Source organism: Synechococcus sp. W4D4 (assembly GCF_047716805.1).
GTDB lineage: Bacteria > Cyanobacteriota > Cyanobacteriia > PCC-6307 > Cyanobiaceae > Vulcanococcus.
The window spans coordinates 1,725,510-1,744,996 of record NZ_CP180404.1 but is presented as its reverse complement, the minus strand read 5'-3'; the positions used below and the strand labels follow the sequence as shown (position 1 = coordinate 1,744,996).

The window sequence follows — 19,487 nt, the reverse complement described above, 5'->3', positions numbered from 1 at the left end:
TCTGTTGCGAATGCGTGGAGGTGTTCCTTGGGGCTTAAAAGGTCAGTCGGAAGTTAGCCGGCTTTGCATCAACGTCTCCTCACACTTTGGTTCGGTTGCATTCATCAGGATTGGCAATCTCGCTGAAAAACTCTCTTTTCATCAGGGCTTAGGAGAAATGAATTGCCGGGCTCCAATTAGCAGGAGTCATTGCTTTGATCAGTGCCGCTAATCAAGTCTTGGTGCGATTTTGAGATCGTCCACTTGTTTTTGGGCTTCGGGGGTGGCTGACGGGGCAGGATCAGAAGAGAGATGGGCCGTCTAGGGCATGGACTACCGCACCGCTGGCGTTGATGTGGTGGCTGGGCGCGCGTTTGTGGAGCGCATTCGCTCAAGCGTTGAATCCACCCGCAGGCCCGAGGTGGTCGGTGGTCTGGGCGGCTTTGGCGGGCTCTGCCGCATTCCTGAGGGGATCAAGAAACCCCTGTTGGTCTCGGGGACCGATGGGGTGGGGACCAAGTTGGAGTTGGCCCAGGCCCATGGCCGTCACCACGGCGTTGGCATCGACCTCGTCGCGATGTGCGTCAACGACGTGGTGACGAGCGGTGCCCAACCTCTGTTCTTTCTCGACTACATCGCCACCGGGAAGCTGGCGCCCGAGGCCATGGCTGAAGTGGTGGAGGGCATCGCCGACGGCTGCCGCCAGAGCGGCTGCGCTCTCCTGGGCGGTGAGACCGCTGAAATGCCCGGTTTCTATGGCCCCGGGCGCTACGACCTCGCCGGCTTTTGCGTCGCGGTGGTCGATGAGGACGCCCTGATCGATGGCAGCCGCGTTCAAGCGGGCGATCGCATCGTTGCTGTGGCCAGTAGCGGTGTCCATAGCAATGGCTTCAGTTTGGTCCGCCGGATCCTGGAGGCCCATGGGGTAACCGCTTCCACGCCGCTGGAGGGCGCGGGACTGCCGGTGCTGGATGCCCTGCTGGAGCCCACAGTTCTGTATCCGTCGCTTGTTCAGCGCCTGCTGCAGGACGGGCTCGATCTCCACGGGATGGCCCACATCACTGGTGGCGGACTGCCGGAAAACCTGCCGCGGACTCTCCCTGCCGGAGTCCATGGCCGCATCGACCCCAGCAGCTGGGAGCGTCCCGCGCTGTTCCGCTGGTTGCAGGAGAAAGGTGAGGTGCCGGAGCGGGATCTCTGGAACACGTTCAACCTGGGGGTGGGCCTGGCCCTGGTGCTGCCTGAGGCCCAGGTGGAGCGGGCCATTGGCGTTTGCCAGCAGGCTGGGCACCGTGCCTGGTTGCTGGGCAGTGTGGAGGCTGGAGAGGCAGGCGCCGAGCCGTTGGCGGGTTTGCCGTACTAAGCCGCGATCTGGACCTGCCAAATTGCTTCAGTCGCGCCAAAACCAGGCAACTGCTCTCGAGTTGCTGCCTAGGTTCCACGCAAGCTGTTTTGTGGTAGCTCCGTAATTCAGTTCTATTGACCGTTGTTCAGATGTCTTTCTGTTCAAGGTTCTGTTGTTTATAGGGTTGTTTGAGATGTCTTTCAGCGCGCAGTCTTCTGCTGCATTTGTAGGTAATTCGGGGCGGATGACCCGCCGCCGTAGTTCCGCCGGTCCCGTTCCCCCGAACCGTCCCCTGCGCCGCGACACCTATCCCGGCCGCAGCAATGTCCGACCCACCTTTTTGACCCTGCGGGATCACGGCAAGGTCTTTGTCGCAGATCTCCCCCGCCTCTCCGATGGTCAGCTGGCTCACGTCGGCAAGGAAGCCAAGGAGGTGATGGAAAGCCTGTGTCGCCGCCTCGAGGAGCTCGATCAGCAGCTCGATCTCAACCCCCAGGAGCAGGAAACGCGGATCCGTGCCGCGACCAAGCGGGATGTCACGGAACGCTTTATCCGGGCCGTCGAAGAAGAGCAGGAACAGCGCCGCAGTAATCCGGCCTTGAAGGCTGCCGCTGGTGAATCCCTGGCGCGTGCCTTCCTTGAGATCGCACGGCACCGTTTGCCTGGAGCCACGTTTGACTCGCTGTTGCAGGAGGCCCTCTCCGCCTGTGATGAAGGCTCCGGTGAGCCGGCAGAAGAGGCTCAGCCTCAACCGCCTGAACCCGTAGCTCCCGAGCCTCCCCGTGCGCGTGTGGTGCCCATGGTCCGTCGGATCGAGACCCCGCAGTCGCCTGAGCGCGAACAAATGACGGTGGTCCTGACCCCTGATCCTTCCCCGGAGATGGGCGGAGACTGAGCGCTAGGCGCTCTGGAAGGGATTGGCCGGCATCCGTGTCGCTCCTTCCATCAGGGCAAGTTCATCCAGGGCGGCCCGTTCCTCGCCCGTCAGACTCCAGCTGCGGGCGGCCGCTGTTTGCTCGACCTGCTTCGGAGTGCGCAGCCCTGGGATTGGCATGGCCCCGTGGGCTCGGCACCAGTTCATGGCTACGGCCGCCAGGCCTCCCGGACGATTGGCGGCGATCTCTGTCATGGTCTGGCGTAAGGGGCTTAGCGAGGTCTCCAGGCGGCGGAAGAGGTTGCCCCGGGTTCCTTTGGGGACCTGTCTCGGGTCCCCTGCACTTCGGCCAAGGAGGCCGAGGGCCAAGGGGCTGTAGGCAATCAGCTCAATCCCTAGCTCCCGGCAGGTGGTGATGATTCCTCCGTCTTCGAGCGGTTGAGGTGCCAGAAGGGAGAACTGCACCTGCAAGCTGCTGATCGGAATCCCCCGCCCTTGGAGCTGCCGGTGGACGGTCCGCAGGCGCTTCGGCCCCATGTTCGAGAGCCCCAGGCTGGCGACCTCTCCCCGCTCCACCAGATCCGCCAGGCCGTCAATCAGGGCCGGTTCCTGCCAGGGGGCGTAGCGCGCTGTGCTCCAGTGCAGCTGCACCCGTTTCATCTGCCCCTGTAGGCGCCTCTGCGAGGCGGCAAAGGCCTTGGCGTAGCCATGCCGACCGAGGCGCCAGGGAAAGGGGGCCAATTTCGTGGCAATGCAGAGCTGCTGCCGCTGAGCGGTGCTGGCTTGCATGGCGAAACGCCCGAGCAAGAGCTCGCTGCGGCCGTTCAGCCGCCCGGTTCCATAGGAGTCCGCTGTGTCGAAGAAGCGGAAGTCCAGCTCCAGGCAGCGCTGAAAGGTTTGCTCCAGCAGGCCGTCGTCCCGCTTGGGGTCGTAGCCCCAAAGGAACTGGTTGCCCCAGGCCCAGGTGCCAACGCCAATGCCCGGTTGGTCCGCCTCTCTTGTCATGATCGAGCCATCGCGGACTTGCACTGTGCTGAATTCTCTGCCCGGCCCGGCTGCTGAGCCCAGCGCTCCGCCGCCGAAGGCAGCGGAGACCTCCCCTGATCAGAAGGAGGACCCCGTGCTCTGCGGTCACTGCGGCCGCACGGCCAGCAATGGCTTGGTCTGCATCGGCATGTGCGTGGCGGATTCCGGCTATTGAGCTCGGCGCGCTTGCTGCTGCTGGTCTCCTGGCTAGGTGCTGCTGCGCCCGCTTGGGCCGCTGAGGAGAGGCAAGAGGGATTCGGGCGTTGGCAGGTGGATCCCAAGCGCTGTGAGCTGGCCCTCTTTGGACAGGCTCCGCGGCCCTGCCGCAGCTTGCGGATCGATCAGCGCAATGCCTCGGTGCTGCGCTTCAGCCTGATTGCACCGGTGCCGGATCAGGAGCTGCTGCAGGAGGTGAGCTTTGTGGGGGAGAGGGCCAGCTCCGCTGCGCCCCTGCGCTGCAGTGACGGGGTCTGCAAGCTTGATGGCTCGGTGCTGTTGCGCGTCAGGCTGCTGCGCTTGGCGCAGTTCAACCCCCGGGGGCTGGTGGTGGGCTTCCCGAAAACCCTTCCGGTGGTTGGCACCTGCAGCATCGACGGCCTTGAGGCCCACTGCGATGCCCAGACGCGCTTTGGGGAGCGGTGGTCGGCGGACGCGGTGCTGCGCTGAGCCTCCGGGCACCGAAGCTCTGCGCGATTCAAAGGCGGCACCCAGATTCGAACTGGGGGTAAAGGATTTGCAATCCTCTGCCTTACCACTTGGCCATGCCGCCGCTTGGGAGCAAACTCCCAGGGACGGATCGTATCAGTCACGGGATGCCTGGCCGCCTGCTGGTCCTGAGCAACGGCCATGGGGAAGACCTGATCGCCCTGCGGGTGATTCAGGCGTTAAAGCAGCGGCGCCCCGACATCGAGGTGGCGGTGCTGTCGATGGTGGGTGAGGGTGCCGCCTATCAAGGGGCAGAAGCGCAGGGGCTGCTGCGGAGGGTGGGCCCTCGCCGGCAGCTGCCCAGCGGTGGCTTCAGCAACCAGAGCCTGCGGGGCCTGTTGGCGGATCTCTGGGCTGGGGTTCTGGGCCTTACCCTGCGTCAGTGGTGCTTTGTGCGCCGTTGGGGCAAGAGCGGCGATCCGGTCCTAGCGGTGGGGGATCTGCTGCCCTTGCTGCTGGCTTGGGCCGGCGGTGGGCCCTACGGCTTCATCGGAACCCCAAAGAGCGATTACACCTGGGCCAGCGGTCCGGGGTCAGCGGGTCTGGCGGCGATTTATCACCGCCTCAAAGGCAGCGAGTGGGACCCCTGGGAGTGGGCCTTGATGCGCGGGGCCCGCTGCCGTATGGCGGCGATGCGGGATCGGCTGACGGCCCGTGGCTTGCGGCGCCATGGCGTGGCCGGCATCGCGCCGGGGAATCCAATGATGGACGGCCTGGATCAGGGGGGCCTGCCGCTGGCCCTTCGGGATTGGCGACGTCTGCTGCTGCTCGGCGGTAGCCGAATGCCCGAGGCGACCGGCAATCTCAAGCGCCTGCTGGAGGCCCTGGCTCAGGTGCACTGCGATGGGCCCCTGCTGGTGCTGGCCCCGACAGGCTCCCGTCCGGCTCCCCACGAGTGGGAGTTGCTGCTGCAGGGCCTGGGCTACGAGCCCATCGAGCCTCCCGAGGTCCTCGCGGAGCTCGGGGCGGCGGCGGTTTGGGCCTGCGGACCACGCCTGCTGTTGATCGGCCCCGGCTGTTTCTCGCGCTGGGCCAGTTGGGCGGAACTGGGGCTGGCCTCCGCGGGGACGGCCACCGAGCAGCTGGTCGGGCTGGGGATCCCGGCGCTGTCTTTGCCTGGCCCAGGCCCCCAGTTCAAGCGGGGTTTTGCCGAGCGCCAGAGTCGCCTGCTCGGTGGTTCGGTTCGGGTCTGCCGGTCCCAAGCCGCCTTGGCCCAGCGGGCGGAGGTGTTGCTCAGCCAGCCTGACCTCGCCCGTCAGCTGGGCGCCATCGGCATCCAGCGGATGGGGCCAGCGGGCGGCAGCGCCGCCCTGGCGCGGGCCCTCGAAGAGCGCTTGCTGGGGGGTGAGGAGGGCGCAACGGGATGATGGTGGCCTGACAACTGACGCGTTGCTTCGCCCCATGGCTGCTCCCCAGGACAAGGACTACGCAAAAGCCTGCGGACAGCTCGCCAGTGCCTTGAGCATCAGCATCGCCTCGGCCCGCCGCAAGGTCGATCTGGTGGCGGCCAAGGAGGGGATTCGCGACAACGCTGGGCGTCTGCTGATCGCCCAGCGCCTACTCGTTGAAGCCCAAGGGGTGGGCCACGAATCGCGTCAGCTGCTGGATGTGCTGCTTGAGGCGGTCAAGGAGGAGGAGAACTACCTCGGGGATGACTGAGCCCCTCGCTTAGGAGCGGTGCTCGAAGATCGCGCCGAAGCGGCCGCGATCCAAATCAGAAATGACGGGAATGCAGGCAAAGCAGCGCTGGGCCAGAGCCAGGCGGTCCTCGCGTACCAGCATCTCGATCAGCCTTTCGCGGGCGGCCAGGAGATAGCGCACGTCATTGGCCGCATAGGCCAGCTGCGCTTCGCTGAGCTCCTCCACCCGGCCCCAGTCGCTGCTTTGGGCTCCTTTGTCGAGTTCAACGTGGCAGAGCTCGTTGACCAGGTCCTTGAGGCCGTGGCGATTGGTGTAAGTGCGGGCAAGGCGGCTGCCGATCTTGGTGCAGAAGATTGGAGTGACGTGGATGTCCAGGCCTTCGGCGAGGGCGGCAACGTCAAAACGGGCGAAGTGAAAGACCTTCTCGATCGCGGCTGCTTCCATGAGCTCCTTGAGCAGCGGTGCTTCGCTTTGGCCGCGGTGGATGCGGATGCAGCAGACGTTGTCCTGCTCATCGCTGATTTGCACCAGGCAGAGGCGGTCGCGGCCATGGATCAGGCCCATGGCTTCGGTGTCCACCGCCAGGGCGCTGGAGGCTCCGAGCAGGGCATGCCATTCCGGTGTGAGATCGCGGTCAAGGACGCCGAAGCGAGCAGGGCTAGATCCCGCTGCAGGGGCGGAGACGGCGGAGGAAGCGCTGCTCAAGGGGTGGGGCTCAACTGCTCACCATCGTCGCGGACCAGGAGCAAATCTCAAGATCATCTGTCGCTTTTGCGTATCAAGCTGAGATCGCGCTAGCAGGTGGTTAGCGCGTGGCCCTCTCCATCAATGCGTTCTCGCCCCTTGCCCTCAAGGTCTGGTCTGGAGTCCATTCGGGCTTTTTTCGAGCGTCCCCCCGTTCAGCACCTGAGTTTGGAGCTGGCGGTCTGCTGGATTTTGGAGCGGTTGCTCGAGGCCGACACCTATCCAACGGCTCTGATGCAGGACCTCTCGTCCTCCCATCCCAAGTTGCGGCTTTCAGAGACCGTGTTGCAGCAGGCTTTGGGCTTTCTGGATCAAGACGGCGCGATCGCCAGTTACGCCAAGCGCTGCCCCAGTCGAGGGCGCCCGAGGCGGATGTTGCACCTTCTGGAGACCCGACGCAGCGACGCAGAGCAGTTGATGGCGCCATGGCATCACTGGCTCGACGAGAATGAGCGAAATCTTCACGCCAGCAGCCATGCCCCAGTCCCTGGGATCCACCCTGCCCCTCACGCTGCTGCTGGTCATCGGCCTGGTGTTCTTTCTGCGGGCCGCCAGCAAGGACCGCACGACCGTCGTTGAAATTCGCTCCTCGAAGCCCCCGTTAGAGGTGCTTCCAGCCCTGGCGGAGTGGCTGCAGGGCCGGGGCTGGGTTGCCGAAGAGGCCAACCCGGAGCGCCGCCTGCTCAAGTTCTCCGGTCAGGTCGAGGCCAGTGGGTCCTTGGCACTGCTGCTCTCCCTCTTGGGAGGGGTCGGCGCGGCCTGTCTGGGCTTGGTTCTGTGTCAGCTGCTGCCCTCCCTGGCCTGGTGGCCCCTGCTGCTCACCCTGCTGGGGCCCTTGGCGGGGGTGGTTTATCGCCGCCGCGCAGCTCGCGCTGAGACCGTGGAATTGCGATTAATCAGCCACGATGAGGCCACGGGGAGTGCTTTGCAGATGCGGGCGCATCGCGATGAGTTGATTGCCCTGGAGCAGGAAATGGGGCCTCAACTCGGGCTCTTTGGCGTCGGTGATCTGATGCATTCGCCGATCTGAGCCAGGATGGCCTAATGAGGTTTCCCCGGCGCCGCACGCTGCTGTTGGCCAGCCTGGCTGCCGCCAGCTTGGCTTTGGCCGCTGACGCGCAGGCTCCGGCTCCAGCCCCTGGTGCCGCGGATGCCCTGACCGGGCCTCGCGGTCGTTTGGGGCGTGATTGGATTGGGGCCCGGCAAGTCGCCAGTACGGTCCCGATCTTGGTCATGGCTGGCCATGCCGATTCCCAGAAGATCCCCGGCTCTGGGACCTCGGGCTATTCCGTGGATATCCGCGGAGCCCGGCCGATGCAGCCCGGCATCCGTGACGAGCTCTATTGGAATTTGGAGGTTGCTCGCCGCGTCGTTCAGCTCGGCCGCCAGCGCGGCCTAAACATCCGCTTCTATGATCCTCCGGCGCGCACGATCATCAATGGCGACGATCCGCGTACGAATTGGAGTGTGGGCAAGGCCCACGCCGAAGCAGGGGGCTATGCCCTCGAGATTCATTTCGATGCCTACGGGCCTGATGGCATTGGCTCTGGAGTGATCCCTGCCCTGCATCGCCCCTTGAGCTCATTGGATGAAAGCTTGGCGGTCGCTTTTGGGGGCTATCCCCTGCGCTTCCGTGGTGGATTGGGCGGTCCGAAACGGGGCATCACCCTGCTGGAGATCGGCAAGCTCGAGGCTCCGCTTGAGCCTGCCCTGCGCAATCCCCGCAGTCGCGATCAAGCCCTGGCGGTGATCAGTGAACGGGTTGTGGCTGCCTTGGAGGCTGGTTTAGGCCGCCACCGCTTGGTGGCGGCACCGCCGCCGGTCTCAGCTCACGGCGCCGTGGGGTTGGCACCGACCCAACAGTGAGTCGTCCCCGAGCCAGTTCTGGGGCTTGGTGAACAGGTCGGTAAGTAGAGCCTCGCGGCTGCCAGCCTCGGCCTTGTAGCCGTATTCCCAGCGCACCAGGGGTGGCAAGGACATCAGGATCGACTCGGTACGGCCATTGGTTTGAAGGCCAAAGATCGTGCCCCGGTCGAAGACCAGGTTGAACTCCACGTAGCGGCCGCGGCGATAGAGCTGGAACTGACGCTCCCGATCTCCGTAGAGGGTGTTCTGCCGTTTCTCGATGATCGGCACGTAGCTGGGCAGGAAGGCGTTCCCGCAGGCACTGGCCAGGTTGAACAGCTGCTCCCAGCTCTGCTGGATCTGACCGACGCCCTGACCGGCGGCAGCGGCCGGGCCTTCGGGGGCTTGGCCCTTGTAGAGGACACCCCGAGGATCTTGGTAGTCGTAGAAGATTCCGCCAACACCGCGGGTTTCATCGCGGTGCTTCAGATAGAAGTACTCGTCGCACCAGGGCTTGAACACCTGGTAGTAGGCGGGATTGACGCTGTCGCAGGCGTTCTTGAGGGTTTGGTGGAAGTGCTGGGCGTCCTCAAGGAACGGGTAATAGGGGGTGAGGTCCGCGCCGCCGCCAAACCACCAGACCGGACCCGCTTCGAAGTAGCGGTAGTTGAGGTGGACGGTGGGGATATAGGGATTGCGGGGGTGCAGCACCATCGAGGTGCCGGTGGCATACCAGCGGTGACCTTTGGCTTCGGGGCGTTGGTTGAGGATCGAGGGGGGCAGCTCGGTGCCCTCCACCTCGGAGAAGTTCACCCCTCCCTGCTCGAACACCCGGCCGCCTTTGATCACGCGGGAGCGGCCCCCACCGCCTTCCGGGCGAACCCAGCTTTCCTCTTCAAAGCGTCCGCCGCCGTCGAGTTGCTCCAGGCCAGCGCAGATCGAATCCTGCAGGCCCATGACTAGGCCCCGGGCCCGCTCCCGGGAGTTCGCGGGGGGCGCCTCAAGAGCGACGGGGCTGGAGGTTGCCGAGGTCTCACTCGCCAGCTTGGCCTTGGCACGGGACAGCAGACCCTTCAACATCGATGCTCGCGCCGTGAGGCATGGGGATTCGCACCACCTTTTCAGTCCAACCCGCCGCTGCACAAGTTTTCGAGAGGGTTCGTGATCCCACCCTCTGGTGTTCTGGGGATGCCTGAGCTGGCCAGCGCTTTTAGGATCCGGAGCACCGTGTAATCGCCCGATGGCCAGCGCAGACCAGGCCCTGACAGAGGCCCTCGCCGCCCTCGAGCCCCTGAAAGACGCCGGGACCGGCCGCAGCCTTCTCGAGCTGCAGTGGATCCAACAGGTCCGGGTCCAGAACAATCGCGTGGTCTTTCAGCTCGCCCTGCCCGGCTACGCCGCGTCCCAGAGGGATCGGATTGCCGCCGATGCGCGCGGTGCCCTGCTGCAGCTGGGTGGCATTGAAGACGTGCAAATCGAGTTGACCCAGGCGCAGCAGCAGGCCTCACCCCATGCCGGTGCGCCCATCGGGGCTGCGGGCCATGGCGGCGGTGGCCCCGAGCGCCAGGCCATCCCGGGCGTCAAACAGGTCATCGCCGTCAGCAGCGGCAAAGGGGGCGTGGGCAAAAGCACCGTGGCGGTCAACCTGGCCTGTGCCCTGGCTCAGACCGGTCTCAAGGTCGGCCTGCTCGATGCCGACATCTACGGCCCGAACGCACCAACGATGTTGGGGGTTGCCGATCAAACCCCCCAGGTGCGAGGCAGCGGCAACGAGCAGGTCTTGACCCCCATTGAGAGTTGCGGCATCGCCATGGTTTCGATGGGGCTGCTGATCGATGCCCATCAGCCCGTGATCTGGCGCGGCCCGATGCTCAACGGCATCATTCGCCAGTTCCTCTACCAGGTGGAGTGGGGCGAGCGGGATGTGCTCGTGGTTGACCTCCCGCCGGGCACCGGCGATGCCCAGCTCAGCCTGGCCCAGGCGGTTCCCATGGTTGGCGTGATCATCGTCACGACCCCTCAGATGGTCTCCCTGCAGGATGCACGCCGTGGCTTGGCAATGTTCCAGCAGCTCGGCGTTCCGGTGCTGGGTGTGGTGGAGAACATGACGGCCTTCATCCCTCCGGATGCACCGGAGAAGCGCTACGAGCTCTTTGGCTCCGGTGGGGGGCAGTGCCTGGCGGATGAGAGTGGTGTGCCGCTGCTGGCCCAGTTGCCGATGGAGTTGGCGGTGGTGCAGGGCGGAGATGGTGGTCGCCCCGTGACCGTCAGTGCGCCGGAGTCGGCAACGGCCGCCGCCTTTGCCGCGCTCGCGACACGTCTTCCTGTCACCGTCCGCTGATGACGCTCTCGGGCTTCTGGGATCGCCGCCGCGGAGGCCTGCTTTTCAAACGAGATGGACGCAGGCGTCGCTGGTTTGCTGGCGTCGACAAAATTCTCTGGTGGATTCCCCTGGCGATGATTTTCATCGCCGGATTCCTGATCGCCAGCACCCAGCGTCAAGCCGGTTACGCCGATTGGTACCAGCACTGGGTGACGGCCGCCGTTGGTTTGGTCATCGCCCTGCTGCTCGCCAAGGTCCCGGTGGAGCGGATCAGCCGCTGGACCTGGCCCATTTACGGGGCCATGGTCGCCAGCTTGATCGCCGTGCGCCTGATTGGGGTTAGCGCTCTGGGTGCCCAGAGCTGGATCAACATCGCTGGCTTCAATGTGCAGCCGTCTGAATTCGCGAAGATCGCGACGATCCTCCTGTTGGCGCAGGTCCTGTCGCGCCACCCCGTTGAGCGGCCCGTGGATCTGGTTCGCCCGGTCGCGACGATCAGCATCCCCTGGTTCCTGGTCTTGATCCAGCCCGACTTGGGTACCTCCTTGGTGTTTGGGGCGGTCCTGCTAGTGATGATGTTTTGGTCGGGAATGCCGGGGGCCTGGGTGGTGCTCTTGATCTCCCCGGTGGTCACCTCGGTCCTTGCCGGGGTCTTCCCCTGGTCGCTGATGCTCTGGATTCCCGCCATGGCGGTGGTCGCGTCGCGCTCGCTCCCTTGGAAACGCCTCGCCCCCCTGGCGGTGCTGGCCATTCAGGGGTTGTTCGCCGTGGGGACCCCGTGGCTATGGAACAACTTCCTGCAGCCGCACCAAAGGGACCGCCTGACCCTGTTCCTGGATCCCAACAAAGATCCCCTGGGCGGGGGCTATCACCTCCTTCAGAGCACCGTGGGCATTGGCTCAGGAGGCTGGTTCGGCACCGGTCTGCTCCAAGGCCATCTGACCCTGCTGCGCTTCATCCCTGAGCAGCACACCGATTTCATCTTTAGTGCTCTGGGGGAGGAGACGGGCTTTCTGGGTTCTGCTCTGGTGGTTCTGGGCTTCGTTGCCTGGATCTGGCGCTTGTTGCAGATCGCCGGCCAGGCCCGCACGGATGTGGGGTCCTTGGTGGTGATCGGCGTGGGGGCGATGGTGATGTTCCAGGTGGTGGTGAACATCAATATGACCATCGGCTTGGGTCCGATCACAGGGATCCCTCTGCCCTGGTTGAGTTATGGCCGATCAGCCATGTTGGTCAACTTCATTGGCCTAGGCCTGTGCGCCTCGGTGGCCCGGGGGATTAAGCAGCCGGCCAAGCGCCGCTGATGGCTGCTCTGGAGTGCAGTTTTGAAGCGGTGCGGCGCCAGTTGGCCCATCGGATGCCAGCCGGTCGCTGCGATGAAGACAGCGTGCGGCGGCAGTGGTGGGCCGCCTTGGCGACGCTCCAAGAGGATTTTTTGCTGCCCCTAGGGGCGCAGCCCGGGGTTTGGTTGGCCTCTCCGCTCCCGGCCCTTTATGAACCCACGCTGCTGCAGCAGTTTCAGGGCTGGGTCTGGGCTCCACCCGAACTCAAGGACCTGCTGCAGAACACCTCCCCCTTGTTGCCGGCCGCGGCGGCCACCCCTTCGGTCAGTGGGGGGTTTCAGCGCTTGGCCCTGGAGGACAGCGATGGCACGGATCCCCTGTTGGTGCTGATCACTCCGAAGCTGCAGATGGCCATGGCCCTGGTGGGGCCAGCCCAGGAGCGTCAGCTGGTGGTTCGCTTTGACCCTCCAACCCTCTCAGCAGCGCTATCGCTCTTGGATGAACGCCTGCAAGACAGCGATCCGCAGCAGGGGCAGGCCCTGCGCCAAGCGATTCAGGCCCTGGGTGGCTTGCATAACGACGAGCAGCTGGCGCAGCTGTTTTGGCCCCGCTTGGCGGAACGCTTGGCGGCGATGGCTCCAAGCCTGACCCTGCAGCCCTTGGTGCACCGCAGCAGTGGCACCGAGAGCAGCCCAAGCCCCAGCAGTGAATTGGCCCTTCTGGAGGCCTTGACCCACGAGGTCCGCACACCCTTAGCCACGATTCGCACCCTGATTCGTTCCTTGCTGCGGCGCGGAGACCTCACAGATTTGGTGCGCAAACGGTTGCACCAAATCGATGGGGAATGCAGCGAGCAGATCGATCGCTTTGGCTTGATTTTTCTTGCGGCTGAGCTGCAACGGGAGCCGACCAGGGCTGCGCCCGCCCATGCCTTGGCCCGGACCGATCTCAGTCAGCTCCTGGGTCAGTTGGAAACCGGGTGGAGGCAGCAGTTGCAGCGCCGCGGCCTGCACTTGGAGCTCTGTCTGACCCCGGAGCTCCCTTCGGTGCTCTCCGATCCAGCGCGCCTGGAAACGGTCTTGGGGGGGCTGATGGATCGCTTCAGCCGCGGTCTGCCCGCTGGAGCGGTGGTGCAGCTGAGCCTTCAACCCGCCGGGGCCCGTCTGAAGTTGCGGCTGAGTGCCGCCGCCTTGACTTCAAGCGAGGGTGAACAAGACCTGCATCAGCGTGTGGGACCTGTGTTGAGTTGGAACCCAGGGACCGGCAGTTTGCAACTGAGCCGTCAAGCCACGCAGCGCCTGTTTCACAGCCTGGGAGGACGGTTGGCGGAGCGCTCTGGAAATGACCTCACGGTCTTTTTCCCAGTGGCCTGATTCAGGGGGCATTGTTGACGGGTGTGAAGAGAGGGGCGGCAGCTTTAGTTCGCCTGAAAACACGGTGCTAGCTTCCGATTGAAACGGTCTGCGGTCTGCCGACACCCCCTCCGGAACAGCCATGACATTGAGCGGTCAACTCCCGAAGTACATCGGCAGCACCGGCGGTCTGCTCAACGCCGCTGAGACCGAAGAGAAGTACGCCATCACTTGGACCAGCAGCAAGGTCCAACCCTTCGAGCTGCCCACCGGTGGTGCTGCTCATATGAATGAGGGCGAGAACATCATGTATTTCGCTCGCAAGGAGCAGTGCCTGGCCCTCGGTACTCAGCTGCGCACCAAGTTCAAGCCCCGGATCGAGGACTACAAGATCTACCGGATCTTCCCCGGCGGCGACACCGAGTTCCTGCATCCCAAGGATGGTGTGTTCCCCGAGAAGGTGAACGAGGGTCGTCAGATGGTGGGTCACAACGCTCGCCGCATCGGTGAGAACGGCAACCCCGCCAGCATCAAATTCACCGGCAAGAACACCTTCGATTCCTGATTTAGGACCTGCACTGCTGCAAGCAGCGGTCGGTGCTTCAACCTCTATAAAGGCGGGGCTAAGCGCCCCGTTTTTTTTGCCTGCCCGTCGTCGTAGTGATGCCCTCTCCTGACCGCGCGACTGTTCTGGCCCAGGCCAAGGAGGGCAGCAATTACATCCCGATTTGGCGCACCTGGCCGGCGGATCTGGAAACGCCCCTGACCACTTGGCTCAAGGTGGGGGCCGGCAGTGCGCACGGCGTTCTGTTGGAGTCGGTTGAGGGTGGTGAGCAGATTGGCCGCTGGAGCTTTGTCGTCAGTGATCCGCTCTGGACTCTGAGCGTGCGCGGTGAGGCGGCTGAACAGTGCTGGCGCGATGGGCGCCGCAGTGCCCTCAGCGGCAATCCTTTTGATCTTCTGCGGGACACCCTGGCGGCCTATGACGCCCCAGCGGTCCCTGGACTGCCCCCCTTGGGGCAACTCTTTGGTTTTTGGGGCTACGAACTCATTCGTTGGATCGAACCCAGCGTTCCGATTCACCCCACCGATCCAGAGGGGCCGCCCGATGGGTGTTGGATGCTCGCCGATAGCTTGCTGGCCTTCGACCAGGTCAAGCGTCAGCTCACGGCGGTGGCCTACGTCAATCTCCAGGACGAGCCCGACGCCACGGCGGCCTACGACGCTGCGGTGGCTCGCCTGGATGCGCTGGAGCAGCGCATGCATCAGCCCCTGCCCTCAGGCGTGACACCCCTGGATTGGCGCGATGACGCGGCGGTGGATCTCCCCACCACCAGCAATCGCAGCCGCGATGAATTTGAGGCGGCCGTGCTGACGGCCAAGGACCACGTCGCCGCTGGGGATGTCTTCCAGCTGGTGATCAGTCAGCGCTTGGAAACACCGGTCGAGCGGGACCCGTTTGAGCTCTACAGGAGCCTGCGGATGGTGAATCCGTCTCCCTATATGGCCTTCTTCAATTTTGGAGGCTGGTACCTGATTGGCTCAAGCCCGGAGGTGATGGTGAAGGCGGAGCCCATGGCCGATGGCAGCGGCCGGGTCAAGGCCTCCCTACGGCCAATCGCCGGCACCCGGCCGCGGGGCAGCAACGAAGCCGAGGACTTGGCGCTTGAGAAGGATCTGTTAGCCGATCCCAAGGAGCGAGCCGAGCACGTGATGCTTGTCGATCTTGGTCGGAACGACCTGGGTCGCGTCTGTGTGCCGGGCAGCGTCAGCGTCAGTGAGTTGATGGTGATTGAGCGCTACTCCCACGTGATGCACATCGTCAGCGAGGTGGAAGGTTTGCTGGATCCAGGCCGGGATGTTTGGGATCTGTTGATGGCCTCTTTCCCCGCGGGCACCGTCAGTGGCGCTCCGAAGATCCGGGCGATGCAGCTGATCCATGCCCTAGAGCCCGATGCCCGGGGCCCCTACTCGGGGGTCTACGGGGCCATGGATCTCAGCGGAGCCTTGAATACAGCAATCACGATTCGAACCATGGTGGTCTTACCGGATGGCGAAGGGCGCTGGCGCGTGCAGGTCCAGGCCGGCGCCGGTCTGGTGGCTGATTCGGTCCCGGCCTCGGAATACCAGGAGACCCTGAATAAGGCCCGGGGCATGCTCAAGGCCCTGGCTTGCCTGGCATGAGCTCCCCCCTGTTGCTCAAGGGCTTTGAGGTCGAGCTCTACACCGGCCGCCCGGACGGCACGGTGGTGGGTTGCTCCGCTGAAGTGGCATCGGCCCTGGAGGGCTTTGTCACTGAGCCCGACTGCCGAAACCTCGAATACATCACGCCCCCCGAGGCCAGCTACGCCACGCAGTTGGAGTTGCTGCTGGAGCCCCGTCGCCGGTTGCGCCCTTGGCTGGCCCAGCGCGGGCTCACCCTGCTGCCAGGCAGCACCTTGAGCACGGGGGATAGCCAACGCTTCGAGCGCTCGGACCCCGAGAACCCTTATCACGCCTACATCGAGTCGTCCTATGGCACTCGGGTGGTGACGGCCAGCGTGCACATCAATCTCGGCCTGACGGATCTCGATCAGCTGTTTGCGGCCTGTCGCTTGGTGCGTTGTGAAGCGGCGTTGCTGCTGGCCTTGAGCGCCTGCTCGCCGTTTGTCGATGGGCAGGTCACGGGTGCCCATTCCCAGCGTTGGTTGCAATTTCCGCTCACACCGGAGCAGGTTCCCCTGTTCCTGAACCACGGCCACTACATCGCGTGGGTGGAGGAGCAGCTGCAGCTGGGCACGATGCAAAACGTGCGTCATCTCTGGACGTCTGTGCGCCCCAACGGCGAGCGACGCCCCTACGACCTCAATCGCTTGGAGATCCGAATCTGTGACCTGGTCGCTGATCCCCAGTTACTGCTGGCGCTGACGGCCTTTGTGGAGCTGCGTCTTCACCAGCTCCTGCGGGACTCCTCAGGCTGCGACCCGCTCTTGGCGAGTGGTTTGGACCCCCAGGCCCTCGCGGCCTTAGCGGATTCCAATGATCAGGCCGCAGCCCGCAGCAGCCTGGACGCTGAATTGCTCCACTGGCGTGATGGATCGCCGATCGTGGCCCGCGATTGGATTGCTGCTGAGCTCGATGGGATGCAGGCCCTCGCCAGTGAGCTGCAGCTTGCTGAGCTGCTCACGCCGCTGCAACAGGTCTTGGCCCAGGGCAATCAGGCGATGCAATGGCTCAACTCCCATGCCCAGGGTGCGTCCGTGGCGGAGCTGATTGCCTCGGCCGCAGCGGATCTTGAGCAGCTGGAAACCCGTCTTGGTGCCCTAAGCACCAGCCCCGAAACGGGCGCTTTGGGATGATCATGCATCGCACCCCTGCCGAAACCGCCTCTATGGGGCCCACCCTCGCCGCAACTGAAGCCTCTGCTCCTGCGGCTGAGCCTCGGGTCACCCGCCTGCTTGGGGACCGGTTGGAGTTGGTTGAAGACCTCTGGCAGACGGTGCTGCGCAGTGAATGCCCTGCCCCTCAGGCAGAACGCTTGCTGCGGATGAAAGAGCTGAGCAACCGCATCGATGGCGGAGCTCCCGATCAGGCTTCTGAAGCAGCGACAGAGGGGATCGTGCAGCTGATCCGGGATATGGATCTCTCGGAGGCGATTGCCGCTGCCCGCTCCTTCTCCCTTTACTTTCAGCTGGTCAACATCCTCGAGCAGCACATCGAGGAGGACAGTTATCTCGCCAGCCTGAGGCCCCACCACGCCGAGGAGCTGAGCGATCCGTTTGTTCCGCCCCTGGCGAGCCAGACCTCGCCCGCGACCTTCCGTGAGCTGTTTACGCGTCTGCGCGGTCTTGGGGTGCCGCCGGCTCAGATTGAGCAGCTGCTGCAGGAGCTCGATATCCGCCTGGTCTTTACCGCGCACCCCACGGAAATCGTTCGCCACACCGTCCGCCACAAGCAACGCCGGGTGGCCTCCCTGATCCAGCAGCTTCAGAAGAGTCAGCTGTTGCATCCCGAGGAGCGCGACAACCTGCGCCAGCAACTCGAGGAAGAAATCCGCCTCTGGTGGCGTACCGACGAACTGCACCAGTTCAAGCCGTCGGTCCTCGATGAGGTCGATTACGCCCTGCACTACTTCCAGCAGGTGCTGTTTGAGGCGATGCCTCAGCTGCGCCAGCGGATTCGCACGGCCTTGGGCTCTAACTATCCCGACGTGCTACCTCCGAGCGATGCCTTCTGCACCTTCGGCTCCTGGGTCGGATCGGACCGCGATGGCAACCCCTCGGTCACCCCTGACATCACCTGGAGGACGGCTTCGTACCAGCGCCAGTTGATGCTCGATCGCTACCTGGCCGCGGTGGAAGACCTCCGCGATCAACTGAGCATTTCGATGCAGTGGAGCCAGGTCAGTGCGCCCCTGCTCGAATCCCTCGAGATGGACCGACTCCGCTTCCCGGAGGTCTACGAAGAGCGGGCCGCCCGCTACCGGCTTGAGCCCTATCGCTTGAAGCTCAGCTACGTCATTGAGCGGTTGCGGCTCACCTTGTCCCGCAACCAGCAGCAGGCTGCTGCTGGTTGGGATGCACCCCATGAACCGAGGCCGGCCCAGCCCGACTTTGGCCACCAGGGCGCCATGCCCGCTCCCCCGGCACCGGAGTTGCACTACGGGACGGTCGATGAGTTCCGCACCGATCTGGAACTGATCAACGAGAGCCTCCAAGGCACCGGACTGAGTTGTGAGCCGCTCGACAACCTGATTGCCCAGGTGCACACCTTTGCGTTCTGCCTGGCGAGCCTGGACATCCGCCAGGAGAGCACCCGCCATAGCGATGCCCTTGATGAGCTGACCCGTTATCTGCAGATGCCAACGTCCTACGGGGAGATGGATGAGGAGCAGCGCATCAGCTGGCTGATGGCAGAGCTTCAGACCCGCCGGCCTCTGATCCCTGCGGCTGTGAAGTGGAGTGCCTCGACGGCGGAAACCTTCGACGTGCTGCGTGTCGTACAGCGCCTCCAGCAGGAGTTCGGGTCACGGATCTGCCGCACCTACGTGATCTCGATGAGTCACACGGTCTCCGATCTTCTGGAGGTGTTGCTGCTGGCCAAGGAGGCTGGCCTGGTGGATCCGATGGCCCAGCGTTCCGATCTGCTGGTGATCCCCTTGTTTGAAACGGTGGAGGATCTCAAGGCCGCTCCGGATGTCATGGAGCGCCTCTTCAAGGAGCCCTTCTACCGCCAGCTCCTGGCCAGCTCCAGCCCCACCGGCCGGCCGCTCCAGGAATTGATGTTGGGTTACTCCGACAGCAACAAAGACTCCGGCTTCCTCTCCAGCAACTGGGAGATCCACCAGGCCCAGATCGCTCTCCAGCAGCTGGCCAGCCGCCACGATGTCTCCCTGCGCCTGTTCCACGGCCGCGGTGGTTCCGTCGGACGGGGGGGTGGTCCGGCCTACCAGGCGATCTTGGCTCAACCCAGCGGCACCCTGAATGGCCGCATCAAGATCACCGAGCAAGGGGAGGTCTTGGCCTCCAAGTACTCCTTGCCGGAGTTGGCCCTCTACAACCTGGAGACGGTCACCACCGCGGTGATTCAAAACAGTTTGGTGACCAGTCATGTCGATGACACTCCGGACTGGAACGCATTGATGGTGCGTCTGGCGGCCCGCTCCCGCAGCCACTACCGCTCACTGGTCCATGAGAACCCCGATTTGGTGGGCTTCTTCCAGCAGTGCACTCCGATTGAAGAGATCAGCAAGCTGCAGATCTCCAGTCGTCCTGCCCGTCGCAAGAGCGGCGCCAAGGACCTCTCCAGCCTGCGCGCCATTCCCTGGGTGTTTGGTTGGACCCAAAGCCGCTTCCTGCTCCCCAGCTGGTTCGGGGTGGGTACGGCTCTGCAGGATGAGCTCAGCGAGGATCCCGGCCAGATGGAGTTGTTCCAGCAGCTCTATCAGCGTTGGCCCTTCTTCCGGATGCTGATCTCCAAGGTGGAGATGACCCTCTCGAAGGTCGACCTGGATCTGGCCCACCACTACGTCCAGTCCCTGGGTCGCGCGGAATCCCGTGAGGCCTTTGAAGAGATCTTTGCGGTCATCGCCCGCGAGTTCGTCTTGACCCGGGACCTCGTTCTGGGGATCACCGGCCATGGGCGCCTTCTGGATGGTGACCCAGCCCTGCAGCTCTCGGTTGAGCTGCGCAACCGCACGATCATTCCGCTCGGCTTCCTGCAGGTGGCCCTGCTGCGTCGTCTGCGGGATCAGAACCGCCAGCCCCCCATGAGTGAAGAGGCGGCCAGTGATGACGGCCGGACCTACAGCCGCAGTGAGTTGCTCCGCGGCGCTTTGCTCACCATCAACGGCATTGCCGCAGGCATGCGCAATACCGGTTGAGGCACGGCT

General features: G+C 64.2%; 19 protein-coding genes and 1 tRNA gene. 16 read left to right on the top strand and 4 right to left on the bottom strand.

Annotated elements, in window-relative coordinates; translation table 11 throughout:
• The first annotated feature begins 307 nt into the window (after positions 1-307).
• Together purM and ACLM42_RS09810 are read left to right on the top strand one after the other, a co-directional pair.
• Complete coding sequence (gene purM, locus ACLM42_RS09815) at positions 308-1,342, top strand: phosphoribosylformylglycinamidine cyclo-ligase (protein WP_415398950.1); 1,035 nt, start codon at positions 308-310, stop codon at positions 1,340-1,342.
• A gap of 226 nt (positions 1,343-1,568) precedes the next feature.
• Complete coding sequence (locus ACLM42_RS09810) at positions 1,569-2,219, top strand: hypothetical protein (protein WP_247911871.1); 651 nt, start codon at positions 1,569-1,571, stop codon at positions 2,217-2,219.
• Positions 2,220-2,222: 3 nt separating this feature from the next.
• Here ACLM42_RS09810 and ACLM42_RS09805 read toward each other — a convergent pair whose 3' ends face one another.
• On the bottom strand, positions 2,223-3,203 hold the full coding sequence (locus tag ACLM42_RS09805; protein ID WP_415398949.1) for an aldo/keto reductase: 981 nt from the start codon (positions 3,201-3,203) through the stop codon (positions 2,223-2,225).
• 25 nt (positions 3,204-3,228) lie between these two features.
• Here ACLM42_RS09805 and ACLM42_RS09800 point away from each other — a divergent pair, with 25 nt between their 5' ends.
• Together ACLM42_RS09800 and ACLM42_RS09795 are read left to right on the top strand one after the other, a co-directional pair.
• Positions 3,229-3,399: a hypothetical protein gene (locus tag ACLM42_RS09800; protein ID WP_247911869.1), complete on the top strand. Its 171-nt coding sequence runs from the start codon at positions 3,229-3,231 to the stop codon at positions 3,397-3,399.
• Complete coding sequence (locus tag ACLM42_RS09795; RefSeq protein WP_247911868.1) at positions 3,396-3,890, top strand: hypothetical protein; 495 nt, start codon at positions 3,396-3,398, stop codon at positions 3,888-3,890. Before ACLM42_RS09800 ends, ACLM42_RS09795 begins: the two co-directional genes overlap by 4 nt.
• A 32-nt stretch (positions 3,891-3,922) precedes the next feature.
• Here the strand turns inward: ACLM42_RS09795 and ACLM42_RS09790 are convergent.
• Positions 3,923-3,993, bottom strand: a tRNA-Cys gene (locus tag ACLM42_RS09790).
• Between the two features lie 43 nt (positions 3,994-4,036).
• On the opposite strand from ACLM42_RS09790, the gene ACLM42_RS09785 reads away from it, so the two are divergent.
• Together ACLM42_RS09785 and ACLM42_RS09780 are read left to right on the top strand one after the other, a co-directional pair.
• Positions 4,037-5,296 (top strand): lipid-A-disaccharide synthase-related protein, encoded by a 1,260-nt coding sequence (locus tag ACLM42_RS09785; RefSeq protein WP_415398948.1) that lies wholly within the window; start codon positions 4,037-4,039, stop codon positions 5,294-5,296.
• A gap of 34 nt (positions 5,297-5,330) precedes the next feature.
• Complete coding sequence (locus ACLM42_RS09780; protein ID WP_247911860.1) at positions 5,331-5,588, top strand: hypothetical protein; 258 nt, start codon at positions 5,331-5,333, stop codon at positions 5,586-5,588.
• Between the two features lie 9 nt (positions 5,589-5,597).
• Here ACLM42_RS09780 and ACLM42_RS09775 read toward each other — a convergent pair whose 3' ends face one another.
• Positions 5,598-6,275, bottom strand: a complete 678-nt coding sequence (locus tag ACLM42_RS09775) for a ribonuclease D (RefSeq protein WP_415398947.1) — start codon at positions 6,273-6,275, stop codon at positions 5,598-5,600.
• Positions 6,276-6,398: 123 nt separating this feature from the next.
• Here ACLM42_RS09775 and ACLM42_RS09770 point away from each other — a divergent pair, with 123 nt between their 5' ends.
• The 3 genes from ACLM42_RS09770 to ACLM42_RS09760 are packed head-to-tail and all read left to right on the top strand — an operon-like array spanning position 6,399 to position 8,180.
• Positions 6,399-6,893: a Pex protein gene (locus ACLM42_RS09770; RefSeq protein WP_415398946.1), complete on the top strand. Its 495-nt coding sequence runs from the start codon at positions 6,399-6,401 to the stop codon at positions 6,891-6,893.
• Positions 6,790-7,344, top strand: coding sequence for a cofactor assembly of complex C subunit B (locus tag ACLM42_RS09765; RefSeq protein WP_415398945.1), 555 nt, complete (start codon positions 6,790-6,792; stop codon positions 7,342-7,344). The genes ACLM42_RS09770 and ACLM42_RS09765 overlap by 104 nt, the downstream gene beginning before the upstream one ends.
• A gap of 14 nt (positions 7,345-7,358) precedes the next feature.
• Positions 7,359-8,180, top strand: coding sequence for a dehydrogenase (locus tag ACLM42_RS09760; RefSeq protein ID WP_415398944.1), 822 nt, complete (start codon positions 7,359-7,361; stop codon positions 8,178-8,180).
• Here ACLM42_RS09760 and hemF read toward each other — a convergent pair.
• A complete protein-coding gene (hemF, locus tag ACLM42_RS09755) occupies positions 8,139-9,116 on the bottom strand; it encodes an oxygen-dependent coproporphyrinogen oxidase (protein ID WP_415400164.1) in 978 nt (325 codons plus the stop codon). The two genes, ACLM42_RS09760 and hemF, sit on opposite strands and share 42 nt — an antisense overlap.
• 283 nt (positions 9,117-9,399) lie before the next feature.
• On the opposite strand from hemF, the gene ACLM42_RS09750 reads away from it, so the two are divergent.
• From ACLM42_RS09750 to ppc, 7 genes are all read left to right on the top strand, one after another.
• The gene (locus ACLM42_RS09750; protein ID WP_415398943.1) at positions 9,400-10,500 is read left to right on the top strand and encodes a P-loop NTPase; all 1,101 of its coding nucleotides are present in this window, start codon (positions 9,400-9,402) and stop codon (positions 10,498-10,500) included.
• Entirely contained in the window at positions 10,500-11,786 is a 1,287-nt protein-coding gene (rodA, locus tag ACLM42_RS09745; protein WP_247911853.1) for a rod shape-determining protein RodA, read from the top strand. The genes ACLM42_RS09750 and rodA overlap by 1 nt, the downstream gene beginning before the upstream one ends.
• Positions 11,786-13,138, top strand: a complete 1,353-nt coding sequence (locus tag ACLM42_RS09740) for a sensor histidine kinase (RefSeq protein WP_415398942.1) — start codon at positions 11,786-11,788, stop codon at positions 13,136-13,138. The genes rodA and ACLM42_RS09740 overlap by 1 nt, the downstream gene beginning before the upstream one ends.
• A gap of 121 nt (positions 13,139-13,259) precedes the next feature.
• The gene (locus ACLM42_RS09735; protein WP_247911851.1) at positions 13,260-13,682 is read left to right on the top strand and encodes a photosystem I reaction center subunit II PsaD; all 423 of its coding nucleotides are present in this window, start codon (positions 13,260-13,262) and stop codon (positions 13,680-13,682) included.
• Positions 13,683-13,780: 98 nt separating this feature from the next.
• A complete protein-coding gene (locus ACLM42_RS09730) occupies positions 13,781-15,301 on the top strand; it encodes an anthranilate synthase component I family protein (protein ID WP_415398941.1) in 1,521 nt (506 codons plus the stop codon).
• Complete coding sequence (gshA, locus tag ACLM42_RS09725; RefSeq protein ID WP_415398940.1) at positions 15,298-16,455, top strand: glutamate--cysteine ligase; 1,158 nt, start codon at positions 15,298-15,300, stop codon at positions 16,453-16,455. Before ACLM42_RS09730 ends, gshA begins: the two co-directional genes overlap by 4 nt.
• A complete protein-coding gene (gene ppc, locus ACLM42_RS09720; protein WP_415398939.1) occupies positions 16,452-19,478 on the top strand; it encodes a phosphoenolpyruvate carboxylase in 3,027 nt (1,008 codons plus the stop codon). The genes gshA and ppc overlap by 4 nt, the downstream gene beginning before the upstream one ends.
• The last annotated feature ends 9 nt before the right edge of the window (positions 19,479-19,487 follow it).